Source organism: Nocardioides jensenii JCM 1364 = NBRC 14755 (assembly GCF_001552535.1).
Taxonomy (GTDB): Bacteria; Actinomycetota; Actinomycetes; order Propionibacteriales; family Nocardioidaceae; genus Nocardioides; species Nocardioides jensenii.
In genome coordinates, this window is record NZ_BCRJ01000008.1 from 58,224 (window position 1) to 85,026 (window position 26,803).

Sequence of the window (26,803 nt, forward strand, 5' to 3'; positions counted from 1 at the left end):
GGGCATGGTCGCGCTGTGACCACGACCCGTGGATCTCGCTGCCCGCCACCGGCGCCGATGACCAGGGGGTCGTCCCACCGAGACCATGACGGGACACCGGCGAGCGCGGCGGCCGTCGGATCCCAGCTAAACGAGGATGCGTACACCGTCAGCGATAAGCAACAGGCCGAACAGGGCGAACAGCGCGGCGGCACCCCATTTGATGACATGTTCGGGGAGGTTCTTGCCGAGCAGGGCTCCGACGACGATGGCGAGGGCGTCGGCGGCGACCATCCCCACGGTGCTGCCGATCCAGGTCCCGAGCCAGCCCTCCTGGGTCGCCAGCGTGATGGTGGCCAACATCGTCTTGTCCCCGAGTTCGGCGAGGAAGAAAGCGACACCGACGGCAAGGATCGCCGCCCCCTGGCTGGAGCGTGCCTTGGCTGCCTCGTCCTCGGTGAGCTCGTCTCCGCGGAGGGTCCACGCGGCGAAGCCAAGGAACGCGACGCCAGCCACTATCGAGATCCAGTGCTGTTGGTCGGCGAAGGCGTCGCCGACCCAGTACCCGATGCCCACTGAGGCTAGGTGAACGATGGCTGTAGCGGCGGTGATGCCAATGAGCACGTCACGTACCCGGTATCGGGCGGCGAAGGTCATCGCCATCAGTTGGCTCTTGTCGCCGAGTTCGGCCACGAAGATCACGGCGGTGCTCAGCAGGAACGCGTACATGGGTTGGGAGTCCTCTCCGGGCTTGGCCGGAGGGCGTGTCACAGACTCTGGACGACCCTTCGACCAGGCGCGTCCATTGAATGGGTCTGCAACTGGTCGAAAGTCTCGTCCGCCACCGAGGTGGCCTCTCGCGCCGGGCCCGAGGGCCAGCATGTCGACACGGGTGTTGGGGACTACTCCCTTTCAGACCGGAACATTACCGACATCGAGGCTGCCGGACGAATCCGGGGGGGTGTAGCCGGAGCGCCCCCTCCCGGTGCCGCATCCGCGAGCGAGTGGTGTGGCCCAGCCGGTTCCACGTGCTTGCTTTGCTTTGCATAACCAGTGACCCACCCTGCGCGTACGGCGCTGAGATCTACGCAATGCTTGGCGGGTGATGGAACTGAGCTTTGCTACGAGCCTGGAGCCGTGCCACCAATCCTGAGTTCGTACACGGTCCTCTATCCATTTGACCGGGCCCTGCATCACTGGATGGCGTGACTGCCGACAGCGCCGGTCTCGTGCTCCTCGTAGGGGAGGGTTAGGACGAAGCGAGCACCTTGCGCTCCGGCCTCGGCGCGGAGGCTGCCGCCATGCGCGACGCTGATCTCGCGGGCGATCGCCAGCCCCAAGCCGGTGCCGCCACTCACGCGCGCGCGGCTCTCGTCCAGCCGCACGAAGCGCTCGAAGACCCGTTCGCGGTCGGCCTCTGGGATGCCCGGTCCGTCGTCTTCGACCGCGACCTCGATACTGCTGCCGCGGATCTGAAGGCTGAGATCGACGTGAGTCTCGCCGTGCCGTGCGGCGTTGTCGGCCAGGTTACGCAGGAGCCGGGCCAGTTGGACGGGGTCGCCGTGGATGCGCACAGGCGGCGCCGCGACTGTCACGCTGAGGGGTCCGAGCTTGCGGAGTCGGTCAGCCTCGTGGGTGAGCAGGTCGTCGAGGTCGACATCAACAGATCGAAGCTTCAGTCCGTGCTCGTCAGCGCGGGCCAGCAGGAGAAGGTCCGCGACCAGGCGGTCGAGGCGGTCGAGCTCGGCAAGCACGTCGCTGCTGGTCGCGGTCCAGTCACGGCTCTCGGGATGCAGCGCCGCGATCTCGTGGGCGGCCCGGATGGTGGCCAGTGGGCTGCGCAGCTCATGCGAGGCGTCTCCGACGAATCGGCGTTGGCGGTCGCTGCCGGTCTTGAGCCGGGCGAGCATTGCGTTCATCGTGACGGCAAGCCGGGCGATCTCGTCGTCGCCCTCAGGCACCGGCACCCGCGCATCCAGCTCCGAGGTTCCCTGGACCTGCGCGACCCGGCTACGGATGGCCTCGACCGGCGCGAGCGCTCTGCCCGCGAGCCAGTACGAGGTAAGCGCGACCCCCAGCAGGACCACGGGGTAGCCGATCAGCAGCAGGTTGACCACCACCGCGGTGGACTGTCCCACCAGCTCGAGGCTTTGCGCGACCAGGACCACCACGGGCCCGTCAGGACCTGAGACTCCCTGGGCGACCACGACGAACTCCTCGCCCTCCCCGATCGGCAGGGCGCGGGAACGGACCGTGGTGGTGGTTCCCGGTTCGGGTCGGGCGTCCACCACCGGTGGTTCTCCCTCCACCGACGGGCTGGCGGCGAGCACGTTGCCAGCGGCGTCGACGATCTGCACCAGGGACTGATCCCCTGCACCGGTGGTGAGCCCAGCGCCGGCGCCGCCCTCCGCGACCTGCGCACCGATATCCGCGGCCTGACCACGTGCGGCCTCGGTGATGGACCCTTCGAGCTGCTGGCGCTGCGCGAACGCGAAGGCCAGCGCGGCAACGGCGAGGAACAGCGCGACGGCCAGGGTGGCCGCCACCGTGGTCCGCCACCGCACACCACGGAATCTCGTTCGCATCGGCCGCTCAGCTCCCCGCGCCGGACAGACGGTAGCCGACGCCCCGGACCGTCTGGATCGACTGGCGGTCGAAGGGCTGGTCGATCTTGCGGCGCAGGTATCCCACGTAGACCTCAACGACGTTCTCGTCGCCTTCGTAGTTCACGTCCCACACCCCCTGCAGTATCTCCAGCTTCGAGACCACTTCGCCGGGGTGGCGCATCAGGAAGTGCAGCACTCCGAACTCCCGTGGGGTCAGGTCGAGGTCGGTTTCGCCGCGCCGAACCACCCGCGTCGCCGGGTCGAGCGTCAGGTCCGCCACCCTCAAGACCGTGGGACGCTCCGGCGCACCACGTCGTACCAGTGCCCTGAGCCGGGCGACCAGCACAACGAAGGAGAACGGTTTGGTCAGGTAGTCGTCCGCCCCGAGATCAAAGGCGTCGACCTGGTCGTACTCCCCGTCCTTGGCCGTCAACATCAGCACCGGGGTCCATACACCAGACTCGCGCAGTCCCCGGCACACGTCGTAGCCGTTCAACGAGGGCAGCATGATATCGAGAATGATCACGTCGTAGTCCCTCGCCTGCGCTTCGGCGAGTCCCTCGGCGCCATCGTGCACGATGTCGACGACGAAGCCTTCAGCGATCAGTCCGCGGCGCACCGTCTCGGCGAGACGAACCTCGTCCTCGACCATAAGTACCCGCACCGGCCGACCTCCGTTCCCTGTCAGCACCTATCTTGGCGGGTCGCGACTGTGGACATGCTGAGAAGCGGCGACGGGTACGCCGTCCGCGTCGCTACCGGCACTGGGATCCAGCAGCGACGTCGACGCAACCGGGGCGCCTCGGTCGCCCATGTCTGGCAGTGTGGCTACGACGGGACCGTCCTGGTTGGCGCCGTTATCCCTCCCAGGGTGACGCGGATCAGGTCGCCGCGAAGATCAGCGATGTTTTCAACCGCTGGACACGTCTGGGCGCTTCCCTGGATTCGAGGCTGGGCGGCTGCGAGGACATGAGCCACGTACAGTCCGCCTCTCCACGAGGCCGACGCGAGCGCATCTGGTCGGTCGACCAGATCGGCAACGCTCCATTTCTGCTGCTGACCCCGAGGAGGTCGACAGCCGTGCGCACCTGGAGCGGGAAACGATCGCCTCGCCGATGATGCCGCCGGCCCGTTGCGATGCGCACACCGGTCCGCAGTGACGGCACAGGCGCACAGGCCCAGGCACCGCTGGGTGAGGGCGGTTGTCCGATGCTCCGCGCGATCCACCACTCCGAAGGGACGTCGACTCCCACGAGCTGTCCCCGATCACCATCGATCTCTCGCCCCGGCGCTGAGAACACCCTCAGGATTCCTCAACACCCTCACAGTCGCCCTTGCGCACTCTGGGTTACAGGTCGCAACCGCGACCGCTACGGAAGGAAGTCCCATGAAGAAGCTCAACCGAACCGCCGCGGTCGTCGGGACCGCCGCTGTCCTGGCCGCTCTCGGCCTCGGCGGCGCCGTCACAGCGGCCCAGGCCGACACCAACCCTGCCCCCTCGACCGTGCAGACGTCGGACGGTGACGGCGAGGTCAACGACGCCACTGAGGGCACCGAGACGGAGTCGCAGGAGGCCGAGGACGGTCCCAACCAGGGCCCGGACGCCAACCCCAACGAGCCCGGCCACCAGGACGCCGACGAGTCCGGCGAGACCAAGTAGCCGACCGATCCCCCGTTAGGTCGCTGCGTCGCCAGTTCGTCGGTACATCGGTGGGGCCCGTTGCCACCTGGCAGCGGGTCCCACCTCTCCGCCCGGACGGCTTGCTCCGAGACACGCACCATCACCCATCCACTCGCACGTAAGGAAGAACGTCATGAGCGAACCTGTGATCGAGCTGCAGGGCCTCCAGCACCGTTACGACACCGATCTGGTGTTGCGCGATGTGGATCTGAGCATCGGGGAGGGCGAGATCTTCGGCTTCTTGGGGCACAACGGCGCCGGCAAGACCACCGCGATGAACATCTTGACCACCCTGCTGGAGCCCACGGGCGGGACCGCAACGATCTGCGGGTACGACGTGGTCACCGACCGGCGCGAGGTGACCCGCCTCATCGGCTACCTGCCGGCCGATGTCCGCATGTACGGGCACATGAGCGCCGCTGAGAACCTGGAGTTCCTCGCCAAGCTCTCCGGCGTCCCCGACGCCCGGGCCGCTGCACGGGAAACCCTCGAATACCTGGGGTGTGCCGATCTTGCCAAGCGCCGGGTGGGCACGTTCTCCACAGGCATGCGGCAACGGATCGGGATCGCCCAGGCCATCGTGCACCGACCGCACGTCCTGTTCCTCGACGAGCCCACCTCGGGCCTGGACCCGATGGGGGTGCGACAGCTGCGCGAGACCGTGCTCCAACTCAACCGCGACCTCGGCATGACCGTGTTCATGAACACCCACCAGCTCAACGAGGTCTCCAAGGTGTGCACCACGATCGGGGTGCTCAACCATGGCGAGCTCATCTACAACGACAGCATCGAGGCAACGATGCGACGGTTCCCCGACGAGGCCTCGCTGGAGGACATCTACGTCCGAGTCGGGGACCTTGCCTCATGATCGGCACCATCGCCTCGCAGCAGAGCCTGCTGCTGCGACGCCAACACGTCGCCCTGGTCGGGCTGATCACGATGCTGGCCGTCACGGCCATAGCCGGGGTCCTGGGCTGGTCCAGCCACCACACGATCGTGCGGGTCTTCGACCAGGCGGTCCGGTTGCAGGCAGCCGCGGGACAGCCGGCGCCACCGAACCCATTCCTGCTCAAGCCGAACCTGTCGCTGCTGTCCAACATGGTGGTCTACATCCCGCTCATCGGGGCGCTCCTGGCACTGGTCGTGGGGCACCTGAGCATGGTCGATGACCAGAGCAAAGGGATGGGTCGGCTCCTGTTCACCCGGCAGGTCACCCGCACCCAGTACGCCCTGGGCAAGGTTCTGGCTGCGACCAGGTTCCTGGCCCTGACCCTGGTGGGGTGCGGCGTGGTCAGCATCGTGGCGCTGCTCGCCGTGAACCGGACCCTCGGTTCCTCGGACCTGGGCAGGCTCACCGGGTTCTACGTCCTCTCGTGGGCCTACCTGGCGGTCTTCGTCCTGGTCGGCATACTGACGGCCCTGCTCACCCGCAGACGCTCCCTGGCCCTGCTCTCCGCGATCGGCGTGTGGCTGGTCATCACCTTCGTCGTCCCCCAGTTCACCTCAGGGCTACGACCCACACAGTCACTCAACCCGCTGACCGAACCCGCCGGCACCTCCCAGGCGTTCTTCCGAGTCACCCAGCACGCCCAACCACTGTCCATCGTCGAGCAGTACAAGACCGCCGCCGGAAACATCCTCGGCACCTCACCCACCAGCCCCACCACCGAGACGGTGCTCACCATCGTGCCCACTCTCATCGCTGGGTTTGGGCTCCTCGTGCTGGTGCTCTGGCGGATCCAGCGCCACGACTACGCCAGGAGCGCCTCCGATGAGTGAGTCCACGAACCGCATCCTGCAGGTCGCCCGGCACGAGTATCGAGCCGCCGTCCGAAGCCGTGCACTGATCATCCTGCTCGCCATCCTGGTCGTGGCCACCGGCTTCTCCGTGTTCATCGGGGCCACCGACTACGCCGCACAGCTCGCGGAGTACGACGCCTACCGTGCGGCCGCACAAGCGCAGGGGTTGACCCGGATCGCCCCCTCGCCGCTCGCGGTCCTCTCCCTGCTCCGCGGCGCGTTCGAGTACCTGGAGATCATCGGGGCAATCATCGCGATCACCCTCGGGTACCTCTCGGTGTCGCGCGAGCGGGTCAGCCGCACCCTCCCCCTGCTGCGGTCCCGCCCGTTGACCGGCACGGAGCTGGCCGCCGGAACCTTCCTCGGCGCTCTAGCGATCTTCACCACCCTCATCGCAGCAACCGCGGTCGTCGGCATCGTCGCGCTCGGCACCATCGGGAACGACTGGATCAACCCCGCACAAGTCCTGCGGCTCACGCTGGCCTGCGTCGCGGCGCTGCTCTACCTCAGCGCGTTCTACTGCCTGGGCGCCATCGCCACCGCCAAGGCCAAGATGCCCGCCAACGGCCTGGTCATCGCACTGGGTATCTGGCTCCTGGTCGTCCTCGTCCTCCCCCAAATCGGCGACACCCTCGACGCGGACAACCAGCTCCCCGGGGGCCTGTTCCAGGCCTTGGGGCTCAACCACGACGGCGAAGTCGCCGTCCTCACCCACTTCACCGGATACGAGCAGGTGCGGACCGGCATCGAGGAAGCCTCGCTCGCCAAGCACTTCGAGCGATTCGCGTTCGCGATGAGTGACGTCAAGGAACGCTACCGGCCCTACGGCCTCCCCTGGCTCCTCAACGAGACCCGTCACGACATCGGCTGGCTGTTCGCCTACACCGCCGTCCTGTTCCTCGGCCTGCGCCGCACCCTCACCCGCCAACAACCCATCCCAACCGGAGGAAACTCATGACGAAGCAGAACCAGAACCACACCCGCCGGCACCCCGGCCGAGCGACCCGAGCGGCCCTGGCAACCGTAGCGGCCGTGGCCGTCCTGGCACTCGCCACCGCATGCGGAGGCTCCAGCACCAGCAGCGCCGGCGACACGACCCCATCCGCAGGCGGAAGTGCCGCCGACAGCTCGGCGGTCCTGCCGGTCCAGTCCAACCCGATCAAGAACACTTCGACGACCCAGGCACTGACCATCGACAGCGTCCTGGTCGAGAACAACGTCGACGCCTCCGGGGCGACCGCGGACGACCACCTCGAGATCGCGGTCACCAACAGCGGCAGCGCCGACCTGTCCGGGTTCGAGGTGTACTACACGATCACCGACTCCAAGACGTCCGACACCGAGTCCTACTACACCAAGCTCCCGCCATCTTTCACCGTCGCACCGGGAGCCAGCAGGGTCATCCACTTCGACAACACGGGTGAGGCCGACCACTTCCCCACCAACCAGTACGGCCTCTACTACACCGACACCAACCCGCTCGATGTGACCGTCGAGGTCAGTGCCTCCGACAGTGCACCCCAGACCCTCACCGTCGCCAAGGACGCCGGCGGCGCAGAAGAAGCCGACTGAAGAGGGCAACCCAGCTCCGTGCGCCGAGTCTGCCTAGGCTTGGCCGCGTGGCTACTCGTCGACCGCACTCGGGGATAGACGGGTCGATGAACGCATCCGCGCCAAGCCCCCAGTCACCCAGGCGGCCCAGGTGGTCGCCCTGGCGGACGGTCGTCGCGTTCGGAGCCGTCAGTCTCGCGGGTGACATGGTCTACGAGGGCATGCGCTCGATCGCGGGGCCCTTCCTCGGGAGCCTGGGCGCCACCGCACTCGTCGTCGGGCTCATCACCGGCGCCGGCGAGGCGATGGCGCTGATCCTTCGGTTGTTCTCCGGTCCGCTCGCGGACCGCAGCGGCCGGTACTGGTCGCTGACCATCCTCGGCTACGCGATGACCGCGATCTGCGTGCCTCTGCTGGCGGTGGCGCCGTTCGTGGGCAGTGCGGGTCTGTTCCTGGCAGCGACGCTGATCCTGCTCGAGCGCGCCGGGAAGGCCATCCGGAGCCCGTCGAAGTCCGCTCTGCTCGCGCGCGTGGCGGTCTCGGTGGGTCGTGGCCGTGGCTTCGCCGTGCACAAGGCACTGGACCAGGTCGGGGCGTTCGCCGGTCCCCTCCTGGTCGCCGGCGTCATCGCCCTCGCCGGTGTCCAGTGGCCCGCGTTCGCGGCCCTGGCAGTCCCGGGCGCGGTGTGCATGCTGCTGCTGCTCACCCTCAAACGCCACTCGGACGAAGCACGACCCGAGCTCGAGGCCCCGCACGAGGACGAGGGGTCGGGTGGCCCGTCGACCCACGGGAGCTCAGTCGTCGAGCCGCAGGCGCTGCCGGCGCACTTCTACGCCTTCGCCGTCTCGTGCGCCCTGGGCACGCTGGGGTTGATGACGTTCGGGGTCATCTCCTACCACCTTGTCGAGGCCGGACTGGTCGCGACGGCCGTGGTCCCACTCCTCTACGCCGCCGCGATGGCGACCGAGGCGGTGGCCGCCCTGGGCACCGGATTCGCCTACGACCGCTGGGGCGCCCCCATCCTCTACACGCTCCCGGCGCTCATCGTCACCGTCCCGGTGCTCGCCCTTGCCGACACCTGGTCCCTCGTCCTCGCGGGCGTCCTCATCTGGGGGGCGGTGACCGGCGTCCAGGACTCGACCGTCAAGGCACTGGTGGCCGACCTGGTCCCCCAGCGCCGGCTCGCCACCGCCTACGGCGTCTTCGCGGCGTTCCAAGGCGTCGCGGCCCTGGCCGGCGGGACGCTGGCAGGCGGCCTCTACACCGACCACCGCCCCCTGCTCGTCGCCCTGGTGGCCGTGGCTCAAGTCCTCTCCGCGGCCCTACTTGCGGTCGCGCTGCGCCGACGCGCCACGCACACGCCGGTCTGACCGCCCACACAGCTCAAACCGCCGTGACCAACCTCCGCCACCGGGCAGCCAGGGGTTCTCAGCGCTCTCTCAGGGGAACTCGGCGACGATGACGGGGTGCTGACCCGGCGAAGGACCCTGATCGGTGTCACCATCATTGCAACGCTGGCAGCACTCGCGGCTGCGGTGCTCCTTATCGGCTTCGACCGGTCCGCGGATCTGCCGTCGCCAGTCACCGGCGACAAGGTGCCAGCCCTCGCCCGGCCCCCGCTGGTACGGGTCGCAGTTGCCGGCGACACCGGGACCGGCGACAGCGCCGAGGAGGCGACAGCCGAGCAGATGACCGAGCAAGCGCAGGCAAACGGTGGACCCTATGACGCCTTGCTGCTCCTGGGGGACCTCATCTACGAGGACGGCGAAGTTGACCTCGTCGACGACGCCGTCACCGATCCGTTCGCCGCCCTGCTCGAGAGCGGGACCACCCTGGTGCCGGTACTGGGCAACCATGACTACGCCAGCGGTGAACAGACGCAGATCCTGGGCGCTCTCGGACGAGACACCACCTGGTATGCCACGCGTATCGGGCAGCTGCGGTTGGTCGTCCTCGACACGGAACGCACCGATGACCCCAGCCAGACCGCATGGCTCGAAGACACGCTCGGGACTCCTCAGCCACCCGGCACGTGGACCGTCGTCGCGATGCACAAGCCCGCCTACTCGGCCGGGTACCACGGATCGGACGAGGAAGTGCAGCGGCTCTGGGCACCGCTCTTCGAAAAGTACGACGTGCCTCTGGTCCTGGCCGGGCACGATCACGACTACCAGCGTTCGATGGCCATCAACGGCGTGACCTACGTCGTGTCCGGCGCTGGTGCAAAGCTGCGACCAACAGGGCAGGAGGACTTCACCGCGGTGAGCGCATCGACACTCCACTTCGCGGACTTGCTGGTCTACAGCGACCGCATCGTGCTCCGGGCCATCGACCAGGACGGGATGCTCGTCGACATGTTCACCCTCCGCCGTTAGTCAACCGCCGGCGATGCAAGAGGCATCGAACCGTTCCGAGCGGACACGTGCCACCCAGCGGCCCGGTTGGAGGGCGGTGATGAGGAGGTCCTCAGGATTCCTCAGCGTCCTCACAGCGATCCCTAGGCACTCTGAAGGCGCGAGGTCGCAACCGGCGACCACCCACCGAGGAGACACCATGAGGAACCTCAAGCGCAACGCCGCAATCGCCGGCGCCGCCGCGATCTTGGCGGCACTCGGCATCGGGGGTGCAGTCACCGCCCAGGCCTCGACCAACGACCCGGCCCCGATCGTGCAGCAATCCGAAGGCGACGGCGAGGTCGAGGGCGCCGAGGAGGCCAACGACGGCCCCAACCAGGGCCCCGACGCCAACCCCAACGAGCCCGGCCACCAGGACGCCGACGAGTCCGGCGAGGCTGAGGGCACCGAGGGCGCTGAAGGCGCTGAGGAGGCCGACGACGGTCCCAACCAGGGTCCCGACGCCAACCCCAACGAGCCCGGCCACCAGGACGCCGACGAGTCCGGGGAGACCGAGTAAGCGACCTGTCCCCCGTTCAGGTCGCTGAACCGCCGGCAGTCGGCACATCGGTGGGGCTCGTTGCTCAACGCAACGGGCCCCACCTTTCTGTTTCGTCGAGGCATCTCACCTGCGCTGGGACGGGGCCGTTCGCCATCGTCGCTGGAGATGATCGTGTGGTCTGTCCGGCAGTACCGGGCCCTTGTACCGGGCCTTTGCACCGGGCTCTTGTACAGGGCTGGGCCCTTTGCGACTGCGAACTCGATGGGTGGCTCGTCTACGGTCACGTTGCGGACAGGAACGCCGAACGACGGTGCTGGTCTCGATGCGACAGGCTCGACCCGATCGTCAGTGTCCAGTCAGGACTCCTTGCGCAAACCCCTTCTTGATCGAGCGGCTGCCTGGAGGAGGCATCGGCCGCGCAGTGGCTGCGTCGTCGCCCTACGCATGGTGGTCGAGAAGGTCGTGGTGATCGCTGTCGTCGGCCGGTTCGGGGCTGACGTGGATCGTGACGTCCGAAAGCTTGGGAACCCCGTGCAGCAGTCGGTGATGTGCCTCATTGGCGATGTCGTGGGCGGCGATGACTCCCAGGCCTGCGTCGACGGTGATGCCAGCGTCGGCGACGATCCGGTGGCCGATCCAGCGCAGACGGACACGCTCGAGGCCGGTGACCCCGGGGGTGTCCAGGAGCGTCTGCTCAGCGGCTTCGGTGACCGCCGGGTCGATCGCGTCCATCAGGCGCCGGTAGATGTCCCGGGCGGCGCCTCGAAGCACCACGAGGATGGCGAGGGTGATCAAGATGCCCACGATGGGGTCCGCCAGGGGGTAGCCGAGGAGGACGCCCAGGGCGCCCGCGACCACTGCCAGGGAGGTGAATCCGTCCGTGCGCGCGTGAAGACCGTCGGCGACAAGGGCAGCGGAACCGATGCGTCGCCCGACCTTGATGCGATAGACGGCGACGAGCTCGTTACCGATGAAGCCGACGACACCCGCGGCTGCCACGACCCACGGGTAGGTAACGGTGGCACCGTTGACCAGCTTGTCGACCGACTCCCACCCGGCCACGGCCGCCGAGAGCGCGATCATCACGACGATGAAGATCCCGGCCAGGTCCTCCGCCCGGCCGAACCCGTAGGTGTAGCGACGGGTGGCGGCGCGGCGGCTCAGCACGAAGGCCACCCACAGTGGCAGGGCGGTCAACGCGTCGGAGAAGTTGTGGATCGTGTCGGCCAGCAGGGCCGTCGAGTTCGTCAGGAAGACGACCACCAACTGAGCTACGGCCGTGAGCCCGAGCACGACCAGGCTGATCTTCACCGCTCGGATGCCCTCAGCGCTGCCCTCCAGCTCGCTGTCGACGGAGTCAGCGGCGTCGTGGCTGTGCGGCTTGACGAGTTGCTTCAGCTTACCGAGCAGCCCATCGGCGTGGTCGTGTCCATGCACCGGGGCACCCCCGTGCTCATGTTCGTGCTCGTGCTCTGACATGCGGCCCAGTATCCGCGTGTCCGCGCATATACGCAAACGCTATGATGTCCTTCATGCACGCCGACCTTCCAGACTTCGCCATGCCCGACGAACGCCAGGTCACCCTCGCCGCCGACGCGTTCCGTCTCCTGGCGGACCCCACCCGGATCCGTATCCTGTGGGCGCTGCTCCAGGGTGAGACCTCGGTCAACTGCCTGGCCGAGCTGGTCGAATCGTCGCCCTCGGCGGTGAGCCAGCATCTGGCCAAGCTGCGCCTAGCAGGGTTGGTGACCGGACGACGTGAAGGCACCTTCATGTACTACGCGGCAGGTAGCAGCCACGTGCGTGCGCTTTTGAACGAGGCGCTCTTCCATGCCGACCACACCGACCGCGGCTTGGACAGCGACGTTCCCCACAGCCACGAGACCGCTCGTCCTGCGACCGATGCGACGCTGCGCTGACATGCCGAAGGTGAAGACGCGGGGCGTCCCAACCGCGTTGGGGCTCGCCCTCCTCTTCGTATCGGTGAGTGCGCCGGCCCCGGCCTACGCGCACGGAATCGGCGGCGACGCGAGCGATGCATCCGTGTTCGGCTTCATCGAGCTCGGCATCACCCACATGCTCACCGGCTGGGACCACCTCGCGTTCGTCGCCGGGGTCCTCCTTGTCGCCCAGTCCTTCGGACTGTCCGTCAAGTTGATCAGCATCTTCGTGTTGGGGCACTCGACGACACTTATCGCCGCAACGCTTCTGGGCTGGCAGGTCAATGCCGACTACGTCGATGCCGTGATTGCTGGTTCGGTGGCCTTCGTCGGCTGCGTCGGCATTCTTGGCCGACCGCGACGTTGGGGCTGGTTCGGCATTGTGGTCGCCGACTTCGGCCTGGTCCACGGCCTGGGGCTGGCCACGCGGTTCGCCGACCTGGGGCTTCCTGAGAACGGACGTCTGCTGAAGGTGATCGCCTTCAACATCGGCATTGAAGTTGGCCAGGCCACGGCCATCTTCGCCATGTTTGTGGTGGGCTCACTGCTCGCTTCGTTCCTTGTCCGACCCACGACGGGTGCAAACGACTCGGGACCTCCCACTGGGGCCGTGATCGACGAGGACGGTGACATGGGCGTGGACGCGCCTCGATCGCGCGAGCAGCTCGCCACCCAGCTCGCGTCGGCAGCGCTCTTCATTGGCGGATCCGTCACCGGCGCACTCGTGGCGCTCAATGCGTTCATGGCCGAGCCGGGCCCTGAACCGGTCCGACTGGCGGACGGTACGAGCTGCACTATCGAGGCCCTCTCCGAGACCCTCCCCGGGAGCGGCGGGCACCCGAAGCGGAGCTTCTACTCCCCGGGCGAAGTGATACCGGTCAACGACTTCGGTCACTCGCTCGGCGACGGTTACGTCGTCGTGCTCTACTCACCCGACATCGACAGCGCGGACCTTGCCAAACTGCGCGACTACGTCGCATCGTCCGACGCCCGAGGCGTCGTGGCCGGAGCAGTGACGTCCAAGGGGGCTGACCGCATCCCCAGCGACGGACTTGATCCCGCCACGGCCGTCAAGGTCCTGCACCAGCAGGACGAGCTGACCTGCGGGACCTTCGAGCTCGACAGCATCGAGGCCTTCGCAGACGCCTGGTTGCGGCCAGCCGGCTAGCTCGTGTTCCTGGAACGACCGGCCTGCGGGAACTGATGGGCAACTGGCGGCTGCATGTGAGTCACAGGCCGAGGTCGCGGCTTGAGGTCGTGGCGAGTGCTTCGAGCGGGCGGATGTAGCGGTTCACGAGGACGGTGAGGTCCTTGTGTCGGGTCTGTGCGGCGATCCGGTTCAGGGGGACACCGGCCATCGCTGCGGCGGTGGCGTGCCCGGCGCGTAGGGAGTGGGCGGTGATCCGGGTGCCGTCGAGGCCGGCGGCTTCGGCGCGGGAGCGGAGCATGCGGGCGACCACATGGCCCGACAGCGGCTGGAGGCTCACCGTGCTGGCCCAGATCCGGGTGAACAGGGCGCCGGGGGTTTCGCCGCGGGCGGCGCGCCAGGCGTTGAGGGCAGCGACGGGGTCGGTGAGGGCGTGTTGGCCGTGGGCGACGGCTACCTGTTGGCCGTGGCCGTCGCGGTCGGTCTTGGACTGGCGGATGTGCAGCAGGAGGCCGGCGGGCTTGTGCTCGATGTCGGTGAGGGTGAGTCCGACGAGTTCGCCGCGGCGCAGGGCGGAGGCGTAGCCGAGCAGGATGATCGCGGCATCCCGGGTTCCGATCGGGGTGCTGCGGTCGATGGGGGCGACGATCTGGCGGATCTCGGCGACGGTGAGCGGCCGGGCCAGGCGTCGTGGTGCGGCGCCGTAGGTGCGGACCAGGCCACGGCGGACTTGCCGGACTGCCTCGGAGGCGACCGGGTCGTCGGTGCCGGTCATCCGGTGGACGTGCCGGATCACGGTGCAGGACATGTCGAGGGTGCTGATCGCCCTGCCGTCCTCGGCGCGTTCGGTCAGGTAGGCCGCCAGGGCCAGCGCGTCGCCGGGCAGGGCGGTGGTGCCACGGCGGGCGCACCAGCGTTCCCAGTGCCCCCAGACCTGGGCGTACACGCCGCGGGTGGTTTCGCTCTTGGCAGCCGCGATCGCGCGGGTGATCCGGGCGGCGTCGAGCTCGGTGATCCCGGCGGGCAGGGCCGGCGGCTCGGGCCGGATCAGGTCAAGGGTGGTGCTGGTGGGCAGGGTGGCGTTCATGAAGTGGGTCATGGCCGGGTTGTACCGGCCCTGGGAACGGCGCCGCCCGCTCCCCCAACGCCAGATACGCGGCTCACCGGACTGCGGCGGCACGGCGTTGATCACATAAGGCTGACCTTCTGATGACGTGTTGAATTCACAAATTACCCAACGCCGGAGGTCCCGCAAGTTCCCACCCGCCATGTCGGACGACAGAGCCGACTCCTTTCAGCCGCGCCCGGTTCCCGAGAAAGGGGCCGTCTTCTCGCGATCGATCTTGCGCAGTGTGCGGACCAGTCCTCCCAGGCCGAGGACGTTCGCAATGACGATCACCACCATGACGGTCTGTGGGCTCCGGTCGTACGCGAGTCCGAGGACACCGCCCGCGACTAGGAGCCCCAAGCCACGGACCAGCGCGAGCCAGCCGAACGCCGACGCACGTGACGCGCTCGGCACGATCTCGGTGACCACGGCCTTGACGGTGGAGTCCAGGACGCCGTTGATGACTCCCCAGATCGCGACACCGGCCCACATAAGTTCCACGGTGTGGCCGAATGCGATCGCAGCTGCCGCTGCCGCGATCGGGACGGCGAGCAGGACGACAGTTCCGCGCCGGTCATAGAGCCGCCCCACCAGGAACCCGCTCGCGCCGTCGACGGCCATCGCCACGGCAAAGAGAACGGGAACGAGGCTGTCGCGCAGCAGACCCGTCGTCACGGCATGGAAGGCCAGCAACGGGAACGACGCCACGCCACACGACAGGAGAGCGAGGACCGCGACGTACTGCCAGAAGAGCGCCGGCAGGCGATGGGTGTCGAGAGCAGCCGCGGGGGCCTGAATGGGTGCGGCCAGGCCGGTCTCGTACTCGGTTGGGTCGGGGGCGCGTCTGCGCAGCCACAGCAACAGCGCGATCACGAGCACGCCAGGCACGAGTAGCACCCCGAAAGCAAGCCGGTAGTCGCCCTCGCGCCACCCCAGGACAGCCGCGAGCAAAAGCGGTCCGAGCACAGCGCCGGTCTGGTCAAGTGCCTGGTGGACGCCGAAGGCGCTTCCCCGACCAGTGCCTGCCGAGGCATGGGACAGCAAGGTGTCCTTCGCCGGCGACCGCACCGCCTTCCCGAGCCGCTCGGAGGCGTAGAGGAGCAGTGCTGGCGCCATCGCACCCGTCGCACCGATCAGCGGGACGCTGAGCACCGTTAGCGCGTAGCCGGTGATCGTCCAGGTCCAGTAGTTGCCCCGTCGCTGCACGGCGTAGCCCGTGACGACGCGAAGGCCATAGCCGATGAACTCACCCGCTCCGGCCACCAGACCGACCAGGGTTGCGCTCGCGCCGAGAGTGGCGAGGTAGGGGCCGATGATGCTGCGGGCTCCCTCGTAGACCATGTCAGCGAGGAGGCTGACCAGGCCGAAGACGAGCACGAAGTGCCACGGCCGCATGGCCGGCACGTGGGGCGCCGGGGTCGGCGATGTCGTCATCTGGCGATCCCCACGCTGGGGGTTGTCGTTGATCGGTTGCCAGGTCCTTCACCGGCGGGGACCTGGGCCGCGGATGCTGGCGTTCGGTTCGGGTGCTGCCATCGGCGTGCTCGGAGAGATGAAGGGGCTGGCTTCCCGGAAGTGTTGGGGATCTTGGTGGTCCGTAGTCGTCGAGGATTGGACCGGCGGCGATCACGGCTCATCGCCACGCGAGGAGGGCGTTTAGGACCAGGTCCACTCCAGCTGACCCGAGGACGTGTCACGTGGCGCTCACCAGACCCGAGACAAGACCTGCCATCAGCAGTAGCGCCAGCCCGACCCGGTAGCCGATGAAGACAGTGATCGGGTGCCCCGCGACCAGCCGGAGCAGCCACGCGATGGATGCGTAGGCAACGACGAAGCTCACCGCAGTCGCGATCACGGTGGGCCACCATCCGACGGTGGCGGAGATCTGCGACGCCGTGGTCACCCCCTCGTAGGCGCCGGCCGCGACAAGTGCCGGGATGGACAAGAAGAACGACACCCGCGTGGCCGTGACCCTGTCGAGCCCGCGAAAAAGCCCGGCGCTGATCGTGGCTCCGGATCGCGACACGCCGGGCACCAACGCCACGCACTGCACCATCCCGATCACCACCGAGTCACGCAGGGTGAGCGCCCGCTCCGCTTCGCCATGACGTGAGGAGACGCGCTCGGCCAGGTACATCACCAGGCTCCACGCTACGAGCGCAAGGGCCACCACCCACAGGGAGCGCAGCGGGCCGGCGATCAGGTCTTTGGCGAGAAAGCCGACGACACCGATCGGGATCGACCCGGCGATGATGTACCAGGCCGTCCGATACTCAGGTCGTTGTCGTTCTGCGGGCACGACGATGCCCTGGACCCAGGCCACCGCCAGGATTCGGATGTCGGTGTGGAAGTAGACGAGCACCGCCGCGATCGCCCCGACCTGGATCAGAGCGGTGAAAGCGGTGACGCCGGGGTCGTCGACTGGCAGCCCGAGCAGCTCCTCGGCGATGGTGAGGTGACCGGTGCTCGAGACCGGCAGGAACTCCGTGATGCCCTCGACGATGCCGAGCAGCACTGCTTGCCACAGGGTCATGCCGTATGCCGTTCGCGCAGACGCCGCAGCATCAACAGCCACCCGGCGAGAACGATGACCGCCCCGAGAAGGACTCCTCCGATGACATCGCTGAGGTAGTGCACGCCGAGAAAGATCCTGTCCATCGAGATAATGAAACCGACGAGCACGGCGAACACCAGCATCAACCCCCGCCGCCAACCGCGGCTCAACGTCGCGAGCGCGAGAAGGATCATGGCGGTCGTGAAGGTCCCGGCAGCTGCGGCGTGACCGGAGGGGTAGGACAGGCTGTGTTCGACCGTAATGGGGTGGAGCCAGTCGGGCCGGGGCCGGCTGAGCAGGTGCTTGGTCAGGGGAGCGATGACGTTCTCGGCAACGGTGAGGCCGACGAGCCAGATCGCCAACGCCCAGCGGCGCTTCCAGGCGAAGTACAGGGCGATGAGCACCAGCGCGGCACGGAGCACCATCGGCTGCCCGTACGCCGCCACTCCGATCCACCAGCCGCTCAAGCCATGGTGGCCGTACGTTGCCCGGTAACCCCAACCGGCCACCGTCGTATCGAGTCGGTCGAGCGGGCCGAAGCCCAGGACCAACGCGACGGTCAGGGCACCCAGAACTAGCACCGCGACAGTGAGGAGCCACCCGACCCGGATGGCCCCGAGCCCGCTGAGACTCTCCGGTTGCTCAAGCCGCCCGGGCATCCCTGAGTCGCTGGTCCTTCTCTCGGCCGACGTCACGAGCGCGTCCTGCTCGGAGCGTTGATCATTGTTCTCCTTCTTTGGCGGGCGGCTTCGCGCCCTGGGTTCGGCCGCGGGTCCTGAGGCGGTCTCACAGCAGTGCGCCGGCGACCGCGAAGCCACCCGCGCAGGCGCCCAGTCCGACGGCGAGGCTTGCGACGCTGATGGCTGCGGCGGTGAGGACCGACCCTTCCTCGAGCAGCCGGATGGTCTCGAACCCGAAGGTGGAGAACGTGGTGAGCGCACCGCAGAACCCGGTACCGACCAGGGCCAGCACCCACGGCGGCGACCCGAGGTCGACGACCGCTGCTGCGGTGACGCCCAGGATGAGGGAGCCGAGGACGTTCACGGTGAAGGTCCCCCAGGGGAAGACACTGTCGTGTCGCGACTGCACGCCCAGGTCGGTGAGGTAGCGCAGGGGTGCGCCGATCGCGCCACCGAGCAGCACCATTGCGACCGTCACCGGAGGTCCTCCGCTGCTCCGGACGGTCCGCGGCCGGCGTACCGGATGACCTCGACCGGCTCTAGGATCACCAGCCCTTCGATCTCCAGGTCCTCCAACTCGGGGAGGAAGCCGCGGATCCGCTCGTCGGTGTCGACGATGACCACCGCCACGGGAAGGTCCTCGCTCAGTGAGAGCAGCCGGGTGGTGTGGATGTGGTTGGACTTGCCGAACCCCTCGATGCCGCGGAAGACACTGGCACCGGCGAGGCCGGCCCTGTGTGCCCGGTGCACGATCTCGGTGTAGACCGGGTGGTGGTGGGCCTGGTCGGATTCGCCCACCATGATGGTCAGCCTGGTCGCGGCGCCTTGGAGCGTCATGGGTTCCTCACTTGGTCGTCGACGTGCTGGGGGGTCAGGTGCTGGGGGGTCAGGTGCTGGGGGGTCGGGTGCTCGGGCTGCTCGCGGTCCGCTGGTTGCTGCGGTTGTCGTCTTCGGTGCAGTGATCCGGACGCGACGAGGCGGGCCGAGGCGATGCCGAACCAGACCGCGGCCAGCCCGGCCAGTAGCGAGCCGCCCAGGTACGCGAATGCGGTCGCCACCTGGCCTTCGGCCAGGAGGTGCCGTGAGTCCAGCATGTAGGTGGAGAAGGTCGTGTAGCCGCCGAGGAGGCCGACGCCCAGGAAGGGGCGTAGGTAGCGGTGCGGTGGCCACACGTCGAGCACGAACACCATGAGCACGCCGAGGGCGAGGCCGCCGGAGATGTTCTCGATGAACGTCGCCCACGGGAACGACTCGCTCGAGGACGGAACGAGCTCGCCGACACCCCAGCGGGCCAAGCTCCCCAGAGCGCCCCCGGCACCGATGACCAGGAGCACGTCCCACCGCGACCTGAGGAAGGTCCGCCATCGGTGCGTCACGTGCGCGAGGACGTCCGTCCCGGTATCGGGATCAATCGGGAGGTCGTTGAGTGGATCGACCGTCACGGGCTCATCTTCTTTGGGCACACGAACTCCTACCTGTCTCAGGTAGGGACTGTTGGTGGCCTGGCGCCACGGTTGTCGGCGAGCCCCACCGCCATCGTGTTCTCCCATCCTAGACAGCCGCCCGACACCGCGGTGATCCGACAGCCATCTCCGTGGCCTGGACGCGCTCGGCCGCGGTGGCGTGTCCGGCACGCAATGATTGAGCAGGAATCTGCCCAAGGCGGCTCGCACTGGTGACGACCTGGCGGAAAAGATGCACCGACAGATGGCCGACCCCTTGCCCTGAACCTCAGTGCGAGGGCAGTTCGCCGGTGAGTCGGCCGTGCCTCTCAGCGCTGGCCTCGTTGAGGCCGGTGATCTCGACGGTCTTGCCCTTGCGTTCGTACTTGGTGGTGATGGCGTCGAGTGATGCGACGGTGGAGGCGTCCCAGATGTGGGAGTCGGAGAGGTCGATGACCACGCGGTCGGGGTCCTCGGCGTACTCGAACTGCGTGTAGAGGTCGTTGCTGGAGGCGAAGAACAGCTCGCCGGTGACCCGGTAGACGGCCTTGGCGCCGTGCTCGTCCTCGACGAGTTCTCGGTTGGTCTCTGTCAGGTGCGCGACCCGGCGAGCAAACAGGGTCATCGCGACGAGGACTCCGACGCCGACGCCGATGGCGAGGTTGTGGGTCAGGACGGTGACCACGACGGTGGCGAGCATGACCGTGGTCTCGGACTTGGGCATCCGGCGCAAGGTCTTGGGATGGATGCTGTGCCAGTCGAAGGTGCCGACCGAGACCATGATCATCACGGCGACCAGGGCAGCCATCGGGATCAGGGCGACGACGTCTCCGAAGCCGACGACCAGGATGAGCAGGAAGACGCCGGCGAGGAAGGTCGAGAGCCGGGTCCGGGCTCCAGAGGCCTTCACGTTAATCATGGTCTGGCCGATCATCGCGCAGCCGCCCATGCCGCCGAAGAAGCCGGTGATCACGTTGGCGGCGCCCTGGCCGAGCGCTTCGCGGGTCTTGTCGGAGTGGGTGTCGGTGATGTCGTCGACGAGCTTGGCGGTCAGCAGGGATTCAAGGATGCCGACCAGTGCCATCGCCAGGGCGTACGGGGCGATGATCTCCAAGGTGTGGAAGTCGAAGGGGACGTCGGGGAACAACCAGGCCGGAAGGCTGTCGGGGAGTTCGCCCTCGTCGCCGACGTTCGGCACGTTGACCGCAGCAACGATGGTGAAGGCGGTGAGCGCGACGATGGCCACCAGCGGAGCGGGGATGACCTTGTTGACGCGGGGGAAGCCGACGATGACGGCGATGGCGACGGCGATCATCGGGTAGACGGCCCAGGGCACGTCGAGCATGTGGTCGATCTGGGCCTCGAACATGAGGATCGCCAGCGCGTTGACGAAGCCGACCATGACTGAGCGCGGAATGAACCGCATCAGCTTGGCCACGCCGGCTGCGGCGAGCGCAACCTGGATCAGTCCGCCGAGCAGCACGGTGGCGATCAGGAAGTCGTAGCCGTAGTCGCGCATCACGGGTGCGATGACCAAGGCGATGGCGCCGGTCGCCGCGGAAATCATCGCCGGACGACCGCCCAGGAAGGAGATCGCCACCGCCATCGTGAAGGAAGCGAAGAGACCGACCCTCGGGTCGACCCCGGCGATGATCGAGAACGAGATCGCCTCGGGGATCAGCGCGAGGGCGACGACCAGACCGGCCAGCACCTCGGTCCGCAGCAGCTTCGGCGAGCGCAGGGCGGTGCGCACCGTGGGTTCGGGCGTGTGGGTGGTGGTGGCGCTCAAGAGGGCTCCGTTCGGGGCAGCAACCCTCAGCGCCCGGCACTGCACGAGGACCGGCACGTTCGAGTTGGTGTTGGATCGAGATGGTGCGCACCATGGGTACGCGTGCCGGCGTCTTCGCCGGCGGAAGTCTGAGCACCACCCTACCCTCACGTAACGTGAGAGTTGAAATCCGATCGATGCGAGAGAGCCCACCCGTGACGAGCGAGCCGACCCAGGACGCCCCCACCGACGACGGCGTTGTGATGCAGATCGGCGAGGTCGCCGCCCGCACCGAGTTGTCGCTGCGGAGCCTGCGGCACTGGGAGGAAGTCGGGTTGCTGCGTCCCTCGGGGCGCACGGACGGCGGCTTCCGGCTTTACACCGAGGCTGATGTCGAGAAGATCCTGGTGATCCGGCGGATGAAGCCGCTGGGGTTCACCCTCGATGAGATGCGTGCGGCGATGCGGGACATCGAGGTGCTCCGAGACGGCGACTCCGTCGGCCCGCATGCAGAGGCACGGGAGCGGCTTGCCGCACTGCTAACCGACGCTGGGCAGCGTCGCGAGAAACTCGAGCGCCAACTCGCTATGGCCGACGAGTTCATCAGTCAACTGGGCCGCGAGCTCGCCTGAGCGCACCCTCCGCACGTCCGGGCGGCCCCAAGGTGGACCGCTTCTGGGCTTGCTTTGAATCTCGAACTCACCTGTCTCTTGCGAGCGCGTTGAGGATCTGCTCTCTCGTTGGCAAGTCCAGCCGACAGCGTGCTTCTCCCGCGACTGATTCCCCAGTCGTGACGTCGAGGCCGTTGATGACGACGGTTGGCGACGGGTACGCACCGACGCGTAGCTCCGGGGCGCCGGAATCGCCCGAGTCGTCCTGGCACTCCCGGACCATCTGGACAACGTCGTCGACCAAGGGGCAGTCAGGGACATGAAGGATCTGGATACGTCCAGTAGGTACCTCGACTTCGGGGACCCGGTCATGGGAGCCGCCGATCAAGTCGTCGAAGTACGGGGCCGATGAGCGGCCAGTCGTGAATGCCCAGGAGGATGACTTGGGCTCTGACAGTTCGTAGGCTGCGCCGGCCTCGCACCCGCATCCCGACACGATCGCCATCGGACTGTTCGACGGCGCGGCGATTGGCCACCGGGCGCAGTCGAAGCACAGTGCGACCTCATGGTGTGCGCCGAGCCGCACGAGTGCGGACTCCGTGAAGGTCCCTCCACAGCACCAGCATTCGGGCCGCTCTCCGGCCGCGTTGAGATGGTCCGTCGCGCTCACTCCTTGATCATCGCTCACGGCACCAAGACCGAGTCGATGGAGAGGGCGATCGTCTGGGCTCTTTGCGCTCGGCGGTAAGCGCGAGGCGCCACTCGGGCAGCGGGGCCCTTGTCGGTCCGGTCGCAGGCACTGCGACCGCCTCCATGCCTTCGCTCGAATAGCCTCTGGTGGTGTGAGCCGACAGCGATGGCCAGCGTGGGTGTTTCGAGGCGGCGTAGAGCCTGACGAGCGCTTCACCTTCGCCAACGAACGCACCTTCCTGGCATGGATTCGCACGTCGCTTGCCTTTCTCGCCGCGGGGGTCGCCGTCGACACCGTGACCCTTTCGATTCCTTCGTCCGCGCAGCACATCCTGGCCACGTTGATGATCGTCCTTGGCGTGGTCACCGCCGCCACGTCATGGGTGCGGTGGGCGCTTGCGGAGCGGGCCATGCGACACCAGGCGCCCTTGCCGGCTTCCCCCGTTGGTGCCGTAATCGCGGTTGGCGTCGTCGTGGCCGGCGTCGTGCTGCTGGTGGTCGCTCTGTGACCTCGCCTCGAGACACGGGCCTGGCAGTCGAGCGGACTGCGCTGGCCTGGCAGCGCACCGCGGTCTCTCTGGTTGTTGGAAGCCTTCTGCTGGCACGCATCACCCATGACCGCGTCGAAGCGGCGAGTTGGGTCAGCCTGGGGATCGCTGGACCGTTGGGGCTCTGGGTGCTCTGGAACAGCTGGACGCGCGGCCGGTGCGCGGCTTCGGCATCCCCATCGGTGCGCTCCGGCGACGGATGGGAACCTCTCGCCGTTGCGGCTGCGGTCGTCACCCTGGGGCTAGCAGCCGTTGCACAGATGTTGGGCTGACCGACTGGCCCCGAGCATCTCGCCCCTGGTGGTCCGCCCCTGTCGAAGAGATACTCACGCCAGGGACAGGAACAACTTCTCCATCTTCTTGACGTCGAGGCTGTCGGCGCCACCCTCGGTGATGCATTGCTGGAGACCGGTGGCGACGATCGCGAAGCCGGCCCGGTCGAGGGCCTTGGAGACCGCAGCCAACTGGGTGACCACGTCTTCGCAGTCGCGGCCTTCCTCGAGCATTCGCACCACGCCGGCCAGTTGACCTTGGGCGCGCTTGATCCGGTTCACCACGGGCTTCATGGCCTCGGCTTCGAGCTGCATTTCAGATCTCCTTCGCAAGAGTTTCGAGCACGTTGGTCAGCCGCTCACGGGCATCGGCTGCCACCGTGCGGACCGCGTCGCTGTCGGCGATCTTGGCCATGAAGGCCGGATCGAACGCCTCGATGGTGGTGGTCGTTGGTCGCACGCTGCGAACGACCACGTTGCAGGGCAGCAGTGTCGCGATGGACGGATCGGCAAGCAATGCCTGGTGGGCCAGTGCTGGACGACATGCCCCGAGGATGACCTGCGGAGGCATGTCGACATCTAGCTTGGCCTTCAACGTCGCGCTCATGTCGATCTCGGTGATGATCCCGAAACCTTGCGCCACCAGGGCGGCGCGGACCAGTTCGACGGTCTCCGGGAAATCCCGCTCCACGGTTGTGGCCATCGTGTAACTGCTCATCGGGCTGCCTCCTGCGCGGCTGGTGCGGTCGGGAATCACGATACCCCCCGGGGTGTTTGACTTCAAGAATGCATACCCCCTAGGGTATCTAACATTCCTCACGAAGAGAGTGATCCATGACTGCCATCGCGTCCCGCCCGTCTCGATCCGACCTCGACCCGGAGATCGGTTTCCATCCCGGCCCCCTCGGTCGGCTCGGCGTGTGGGTGACCCGTCGGCGCCGTACGACGGCCGCGATCTGGATGTTGCTGATCGTCGGGCTCGGCGCATTTGCGCCACGAGTGGAGAGCGAGCTCTCCGGTGCCGGATGGCAGGCCGACGGATCGCAGTCAGTCGCCGCCCGCGAGCTGGCCCGTGACCATTTCGGCGGCAACGCGAGTTCGGCCATTCAGGTGGTTGTCCGCTCTACCGACGGACCGGTGACCGAAGGAGCTGGCGCCGACGTGCTGGCTCGGGCGACCGCGCTGCTCGACGCAGACCCGCGAATCGCCGAGGTGATCCAGCCACGACCAGGGGCAACCCTGAGCCAGGACGGCAAGACTGCGGTGCTGCTGGCCGGCGCAGGGGCTGACACCAACGAGATGGTCCGGGTCGCCGACGACGTCAAGGGGCCACTCCAGGAGTTGTCCGGCGACGGTGTGAGTGTGAACCCGACGGGTGCGTCGCTGCTGTGGTCGGACTTCAACGAGGCCAATCTGAGCGCGATGTTGAAGTCGGAGTTGTTCTCGTGGCCGGTGACGCTGGCCATCCTGGTCCTCGCGTTCGGCGCTCTCGTCGCGGCCGGGCTCCCGCTGCTCCTGACCCTGTCCGGCTTGGTCGCCTCAGCTGGCTCATTGGTGCTGATCAACCAGTTCGTCCCGGTCTCGATCTGGGCGATGAACTTCGCGATGATGTTCGCCCTCGCTCTGGGCATTGATTACGCGCTCTTCCTGGTTGTCCGCTATCGCGCCGCCCGGATGGGGTCGCAGGAATCGCCACGCGCCGCGATCGCGGAGACCATGGACACCGCCGGCAAGGCCGTGCTCCTCTCCGGCGCCACGGTGCTGATCTCACTCTCCGCGGTGATGCTGGTGCCCTCCCCGTCGTTCCGGTCGATGGCCGGCGGCATCATGCTCGCGGTCTTGTTCGTCCTCGCCGCGACCCTGACGCTGTTGCCGCTGGTCCTGTTCAAGCTCGACGACCGGATCAACAAGTTCTCGCTCCCGTGGGTCCGCGCCGGAGAGCACCGCTCCGCCCGGTTCGCCGCCTGGGGAGAACGCCTGTGGAAACGTCCACTGATCTGGGGACTGGGTTCGTTGATCGTCCTGGTCGCCTTGGCTGCACCGATCTTCGGGCTGAAGACCGCGATGCCGTCGATCAAGGTGTTGCCCGAAGACGCTTCGGCCAGGATCGGCTACGACCTGGTCCAGGAAAGCTTCGGTCCCGGCGCCCCCGGCACCCTGCAGATCATCGTCAAGCAGGCTCAGGTCAAGGAGGCCGCCGCTGTAGTGGCCGGCGATCCCGGGATTGCCGGCGCCATGCCCGCTGCACCGGCCTCTGATGGCTCTGGTCTGTCGCTCATCCAGGCCATCCCCACGGTCGACCCGTCCGATCCGGCCCTGGCTGCGACTGTCGACCGACTGCGTGCCGAACTGCCGTCAACAACTCTGGTCGGCGGCGCGGCGGTGGAGAACCTCGACCTGAAGACCCAGCTCGATGACTCGACCCCCCTGGTAGTCGGCGTGATCCTCGCCCTGGGGTTCCTGCTGCTGCTCGTCGCACTCCAGGCGCCGCTCATCGCCTTGCTGGGCACCCTGGTGAGCCTGCTCTCGACCGCCGCGGCCTTCGGGGTGGCCCGGCTGATCTTCCAGGAAGGCTGGGGCGCCGGGTTCTTCGGGTTCGAGTCCCAAGGATTCCTCGACGCCTGGGCGCCGGTGTTCTTCTTCGCCATGATCTTCGCCATCGCGATGGACTACACGGTCTTCCTGCTCGCCTCGGCCAAGGAGCACTACGAACGCAGCGGTGACCCACATGAGGCCATGGTCGGCGCGGTCGCCCATTCCGGCCGGGTGATCTTCGCCGCCGGAGCGGTCATGGTCGCGGTCTTCTTCACCTTCGCCCTCTCAGGCCCCCTTCCACCCAAGGAGATGGGCATCATCCTCGGCGTCGCCGTACTCCTCGACGCCTTCCTCGTCCGGCTGATCCTGCTGCCGGTCCTGCTCCGCATCACCGGACGCGCAGCCTGGTGGGCCCCTCAATGGCTGACCCGGATCCTCCCGAACATCCGCTTCGCCCACGGCTGAACATCGCCGCTCCCCGCACCACTGGTCCGACGAAAGGAACAAGCGTGAGCACCACTACCACCCACGCCCAGCACGGCAAGGACGTTCTGTCCGAGTTGGCGCCGCTGCACCGCGAGCTCCGTCACGCGATCCCCGAGGTCTACAAGGGCTTCGGTGAACTCCACAAGGCGGCCTTCACCGCCGGTGAACTCGATGTGAAGACCAAAGAGTTGATCGCTCTGGCGATCGGGGTCGTCGAAGGCTGCGACGGATGCATCGCCTCGCACGCCCAGGCTGCAGCGCGCGCCGGAGCCAGCCGCCAGGAAGCCGCCGAGGCCATCGGCGTCACCTTCTTGATGAAAGGCGGCCCTGCCACCATCTACGGCCCCCGCGCCTACGACGCCTTCTGCGGTTTCGAAGACGACACCGAGTCCGGCTCCACGCCGGCCTGAAAGGAAACCCACCATGTGCAGAGCAGTCCGATGCCGCACCTGCGCCAAGACCACCTGGTCCGGTTGCGGCGCCCACATCGCCCAGGTCAAAGCCCGCGTC

At 67.6% G+C, this 26,803-nt stretch carries 30 protein-coding genes; 15 read left to right on the forward strand and 15 right to left on the reverse strand.

From position 1 onward, the window contains the following. Positions 1–126 precede the first annotated feature (126 nt). From NJ4_RS04525 to NJ4_RS04535, 3 genes are all read right to left on the reverse strand, one after another. The gene (locus NJ4_RS04525; RefSeq protein ID WP_010834840.1) at positions 127–708 is read right to left on the reverse strand and encodes a TMEM165/GDT1 family protein; all 582 of its coding nucleotides are present in this window, start codon (positions 706–708) and stop codon (positions 127–129) included. Between the two features lie 464 nt (positions 709–1,172). Then, entirely contained in the window at positions 1,173–2,543 is a 1,371-nt protein-coding gene (locus tag NJ4_RS04530; RefSeq protein ID WP_010834839.1) for a sensor histidine kinase, read from the reverse strand. A gap of 28 nt (positions 2,544–2,571) precedes the next feature. Beyond that, positions 2,572–3,237, reverse strand: a complete 666-nt coding sequence (locus NJ4_RS04535; RefSeq protein WP_010834838.1) for a response regulator transcription factor — start codon at positions 3,235–3,237, stop codon at positions 2,572–2,574. 735 nt (positions 3,238–3,972) lie between these two features. On the opposite strand from NJ4_RS04535, the gene NJ4_RS04540 reads away from it, so the two are divergent. The 8 genes from NJ4_RS04540 to NJ4_RS04575 all read left to right on the forward strand — a co-directional run bounded on the left by NJ4_RS04540 (position 3,973) and on the right by NJ4_RS04575 (position 10,530). After that, complete coding sequence (locus tag NJ4_RS04540) at positions 3,973–4,245, forward strand: hypothetical protein (RefSeq protein WP_067430840.1); 273 nt, start codon at positions 3,973–3,975, stop codon at positions 4,243–4,245. Positions 4,246–4,399: 154 nt separating this feature from the next. Next, positions 4,400–5,134, forward strand: coding sequence for an ABC transporter ATP-binding protein (locus NJ4_RS04545; protein WP_010834836.1), 735 nt, complete (start codon positions 4,400–4,402; stop codon positions 5,132–5,134). Continuing rightward, on the forward strand, positions 5,131–6,045 hold the full coding sequence (locus NJ4_RS04550; RefSeq protein ID WP_067430843.1) for an ABC transporter permease: 915 nt from the start codon (positions 5,131–5,133) through the stop codon (positions 6,043–6,045). The genes NJ4_RS04545 and NJ4_RS04550 overlap by 4 nt, the downstream gene beginning before the upstream one ends. Continuing rightward, positions 6,038–7,024 carry an ABC transporter permease gene (locus NJ4_RS04555; protein WP_067430846.1) on the forward strand — a complete coding sequence of 329 codons (987 nt, stop codon included), beginning with the start codon at positions 6,038–6,040 and terminating at the stop codon, positions 7,022–7,024. Before NJ4_RS04550 ends, NJ4_RS04555 begins: the two co-directional genes overlap by 8 nt. Further along, positions 7,021–7,638, forward strand: a complete 618-nt coding sequence (locus NJ4_RS04560) for a hypothetical protein (RefSeq protein ID WP_067430849.1) — start codon at positions 7,021–7,023, stop codon at positions 7,636–7,638. Before NJ4_RS04555 ends, NJ4_RS04560 begins: the two co-directional genes overlap by 4 nt. 185 nt (positions 7,639–7,823) lie before the next feature. Next, positions 7,824–8,987, forward strand: a complete 1,164-nt coding sequence (locus tag NJ4_RS04565) for an MFS transporter (RefSeq protein ID WP_067430852.1) — start codon at positions 7,824–7,826, stop codon at positions 8,985–8,987. Positions 8,988–9,083: 96 nt separating this feature from the next. Continuing rightward, on the forward strand, positions 9,084–9,992 hold the full coding sequence (locus tag NJ4_RS04570) for a metallophosphoesterase family protein (protein ID WP_067430854.1): 909 nt from the start codon (positions 9,084–9,086) through the stop codon (positions 9,990–9,992). 178 nt (positions 9,993–10,170) lie between these two features. Further along, entirely contained in the window at positions 10,171–10,530 is a 360-nt protein-coding gene (locus NJ4_RS04575; RefSeq protein WP_067430857.1) for a hypothetical protein, read from the forward strand. Between the two features lie 420 nt (positions 10,531–10,950). On the opposite strand, the gene NJ4_RS04580 is transcribed toward NJ4_RS04575, so the two are convergent. Continuing rightward, positions 10,951–11,991: a cation diffusion facilitator family transporter gene (locus tag NJ4_RS04580; RefSeq protein WP_067430860.1), complete on the reverse strand. Its 1,041-nt coding sequence runs from the start codon at positions 11,989–11,991 to the stop codon at positions 10,951–10,953. Positions 11,992–12,044: 53 nt separating this feature from the next. On the opposite strand from NJ4_RS04580, the gene NJ4_RS04585 reads away from it, so the two are divergent. Both NJ4_RS04585 and NJ4_RS04590 read left to right on the forward strand, forming a co-directional pair. Further along, complete coding sequence (locus tag NJ4_RS04585) at positions 12,045–12,431, forward strand: ArsR/SmtB family transcription factor (RefSeq protein WP_067431176.1); 387 nt, start codon at positions 12,045–12,047, stop codon at positions 12,429–12,431. A gap of 64 nt (positions 12,432–12,495) precedes the next feature. Next, on the forward strand, positions 12,496–13,620 hold the full coding sequence (locus NJ4_RS04590) for a HupE/UreJ family protein (RefSeq protein WP_169799211.1): 1,125 nt from the start codon (positions 12,496–12,498) through the stop codon (positions 13,618–13,620). Positions 13,621–13,681: 61 nt separating this feature from the next. Here the strand turns inward: NJ4_RS04590 and NJ4_RS04595 are convergent, their stop codons facing one another. The 8 genes from NJ4_RS04595 to NJ4_RS04630 all read right to left on the reverse strand — a co-directional run bounded on the left by NJ4_RS04595 (position 13,682) and on the right by NJ4_RS04630 (position 21,172). Next, positions 13,682–14,698 (reverse strand): tyrosine-type recombinase/integrase, encoded by a 1,017-nt coding sequence (locus NJ4_RS04595; protein WP_010831425.1) that lies wholly within the window; start codon positions 14,696–14,698, stop codon positions 13,682–13,684. 195 nt (positions 14,699–14,893) lie between these two features. After that, a complete protein-coding gene (locus tag NJ4_RS04600) occupies positions 14,894–16,141 on the reverse strand; it encodes an MFS transporter (protein WP_067430866.1) in 1,248 nt (415 codons plus the stop codon). 259 nt (positions 16,142–16,400) lie between these two features. Beyond that, positions 16,401–17,240, reverse strand: a complete 840-nt coding sequence (locus NJ4_RS04605) for an undecaprenyl-diphosphate phosphatase (RefSeq protein WP_067430869.1) — start codon at positions 17,238–17,240, stop codon at positions 16,401–16,403. Next, positions 17,237–17,920, reverse strand: a complete 684-nt coding sequence (locus tag NJ4_RS04610; RefSeq protein ID WP_157550718.1) for a phosphatase PAP2 family protein — start codon at positions 17,918–17,920, stop codon at positions 17,237–17,239. Before NJ4_RS04610 ends, NJ4_RS04605 begins: the two co-directional genes overlap by 4 nt. 127 nt (positions 17,921–18,047) lie before the next feature. Further along, the gene (gene crcB / locus NJ4_RS04615) at positions 18,048–18,419 is read right to left on the reverse strand and encodes a fluoride efflux transporter CrcB (RefSeq protein WP_157550721.1); all 372 of its coding nucleotides are present in this window, start codon (positions 18,417–18,419) and stop codon (positions 18,048–18,050) included. Further along, positions 18,416–18,778, reverse strand: a complete 363-nt coding sequence (locus NJ4_RS04620) for a DUF190 domain-containing protein (RefSeq protein WP_067430878.1) — start codon at positions 18,776–18,778, stop codon at positions 18,416–18,418. The genes crcB and NJ4_RS04620 overlap by 4 nt, the downstream gene beginning before the upstream one ends. Further along, positions 18,775–19,383, reverse strand: a complete 609-nt coding sequence (locus NJ4_RS25005) for a fluoride efflux transporter FluC (RefSeq protein WP_245644450.1) — start codon at positions 19,381–19,383, stop codon at positions 18,775–18,777. Before NJ4_RS25005 ends, NJ4_RS04620 begins: the two co-directional genes overlap by 4 nt. A gap of 289 nt (positions 19,384–19,672) precedes the next feature. After that, positions 19,673–21,172 carry a SulP family inorganic anion transporter gene (locus tag NJ4_RS04630; RefSeq protein ID WP_067431179.1) on the reverse strand — a complete coding sequence of 500 codons (1,500 nt, stop codon included), beginning with the start codon at positions 21,170–21,172 and terminating at the stop codon, positions 19,673–19,675. A 92-nt stretch (positions 21,173–21,264) separates the two neighbouring features. Between NJ4_RS04630 and NJ4_RS04635 the strand changes: the two genes are divergently transcribed. Continuing rightward, positions 21,265–21,783, forward strand: a complete 519-nt coding sequence (locus NJ4_RS04635; protein ID WP_217996754.1) for a MerR family transcriptional regulator — start codon at positions 21,265–21,267, stop codon at positions 21,781–21,783. A gap of 67 nt (positions 21,784–21,850) precedes the next feature. Here the strand turns inward: NJ4_RS04635 and NJ4_RS25525 are convergent, their stop codons facing one another. Next, entirely contained in the window at positions 21,851–22,267 is a 417-nt protein-coding gene (locus NJ4_RS25525) for a hypothetical protein (protein WP_067430880.1), read from the reverse strand. A gap of 337 nt (positions 22,268–22,604) precedes the next feature. On the opposite strand from NJ4_RS25525, the gene NJ4_RS04645 reads away from it, so the two are divergent. Then, the gene (locus tag NJ4_RS04645) at positions 22,605–22,961 is read left to right on the forward strand and encodes a YidH family protein (RefSeq protein ID WP_067430881.1); all 357 of its coding nucleotides are present in this window, start codon (positions 22,605–22,607) and stop codon (positions 22,959–22,961) included. Next, the gene (locus NJ4_RS27130) at positions 22,958–23,272 is read left to right on the forward strand and encodes a DUF202 domain-containing protein (protein ID WP_082748169.1); all 315 of its coding nucleotides are present in this window, start codon (positions 22,958–22,960) and stop codon (positions 23,270–23,272) included. The genes NJ4_RS04645 and NJ4_RS27130 overlap by 4 nt, the downstream gene beginning before the upstream one ends. Before the next feature lie 54 nt (positions 23,273–23,326). Here NJ4_RS27130 and NJ4_RS04650 read toward each other — a convergent pair whose 3' ends face one another. Beyond that, positions 23,327–23,587, reverse strand: a complete 261-nt coding sequence (locus NJ4_RS04650) for a metal-sensitive transcriptional regulator (protein ID WP_067430883.1) — start codon at positions 23,585–23,587, stop codon at positions 23,327–23,329. A gap of 1 nt (position 23,588) precedes the next feature. Continuing rightward, positions 23,589–23,990: a DUF302 domain-containing protein gene (locus tag NJ4_RS04655; RefSeq protein WP_067430885.1), complete on the reverse strand. Its 402-nt coding sequence runs from the start codon at positions 23,988–23,990 to the stop codon at positions 23,589–23,591. A gap of 116 nt (positions 23,991–24,106) precedes the next feature. On the opposite strand from NJ4_RS04655, the gene NJ4_RS04660 reads away from it, so the two are divergent. Then, positions 24,107–26,272 carry an MMPL family transporter gene (locus tag NJ4_RS04660; protein ID WP_067430887.1) on the forward strand — a complete coding sequence of 722 codons (2,166 nt, stop codon included), beginning with the start codon at positions 24,107–24,109 and terminating at the stop codon, positions 26,270–26,272. 44 nt (positions 26,273–26,316) lie between these two features. Beyond that, the gene (locus NJ4_RS04665; protein WP_067430889.1) at positions 26,317–26,703 is read left to right on the forward strand and encodes a carboxymuconolactone decarboxylase family protein; all 387 of its coding nucleotides are present in this window, start codon (positions 26,317–26,319) and stop codon (positions 26,701–26,703) included. The last annotated feature ends 100 nt before the right edge of the window (positions 26,704–26,803 follow it).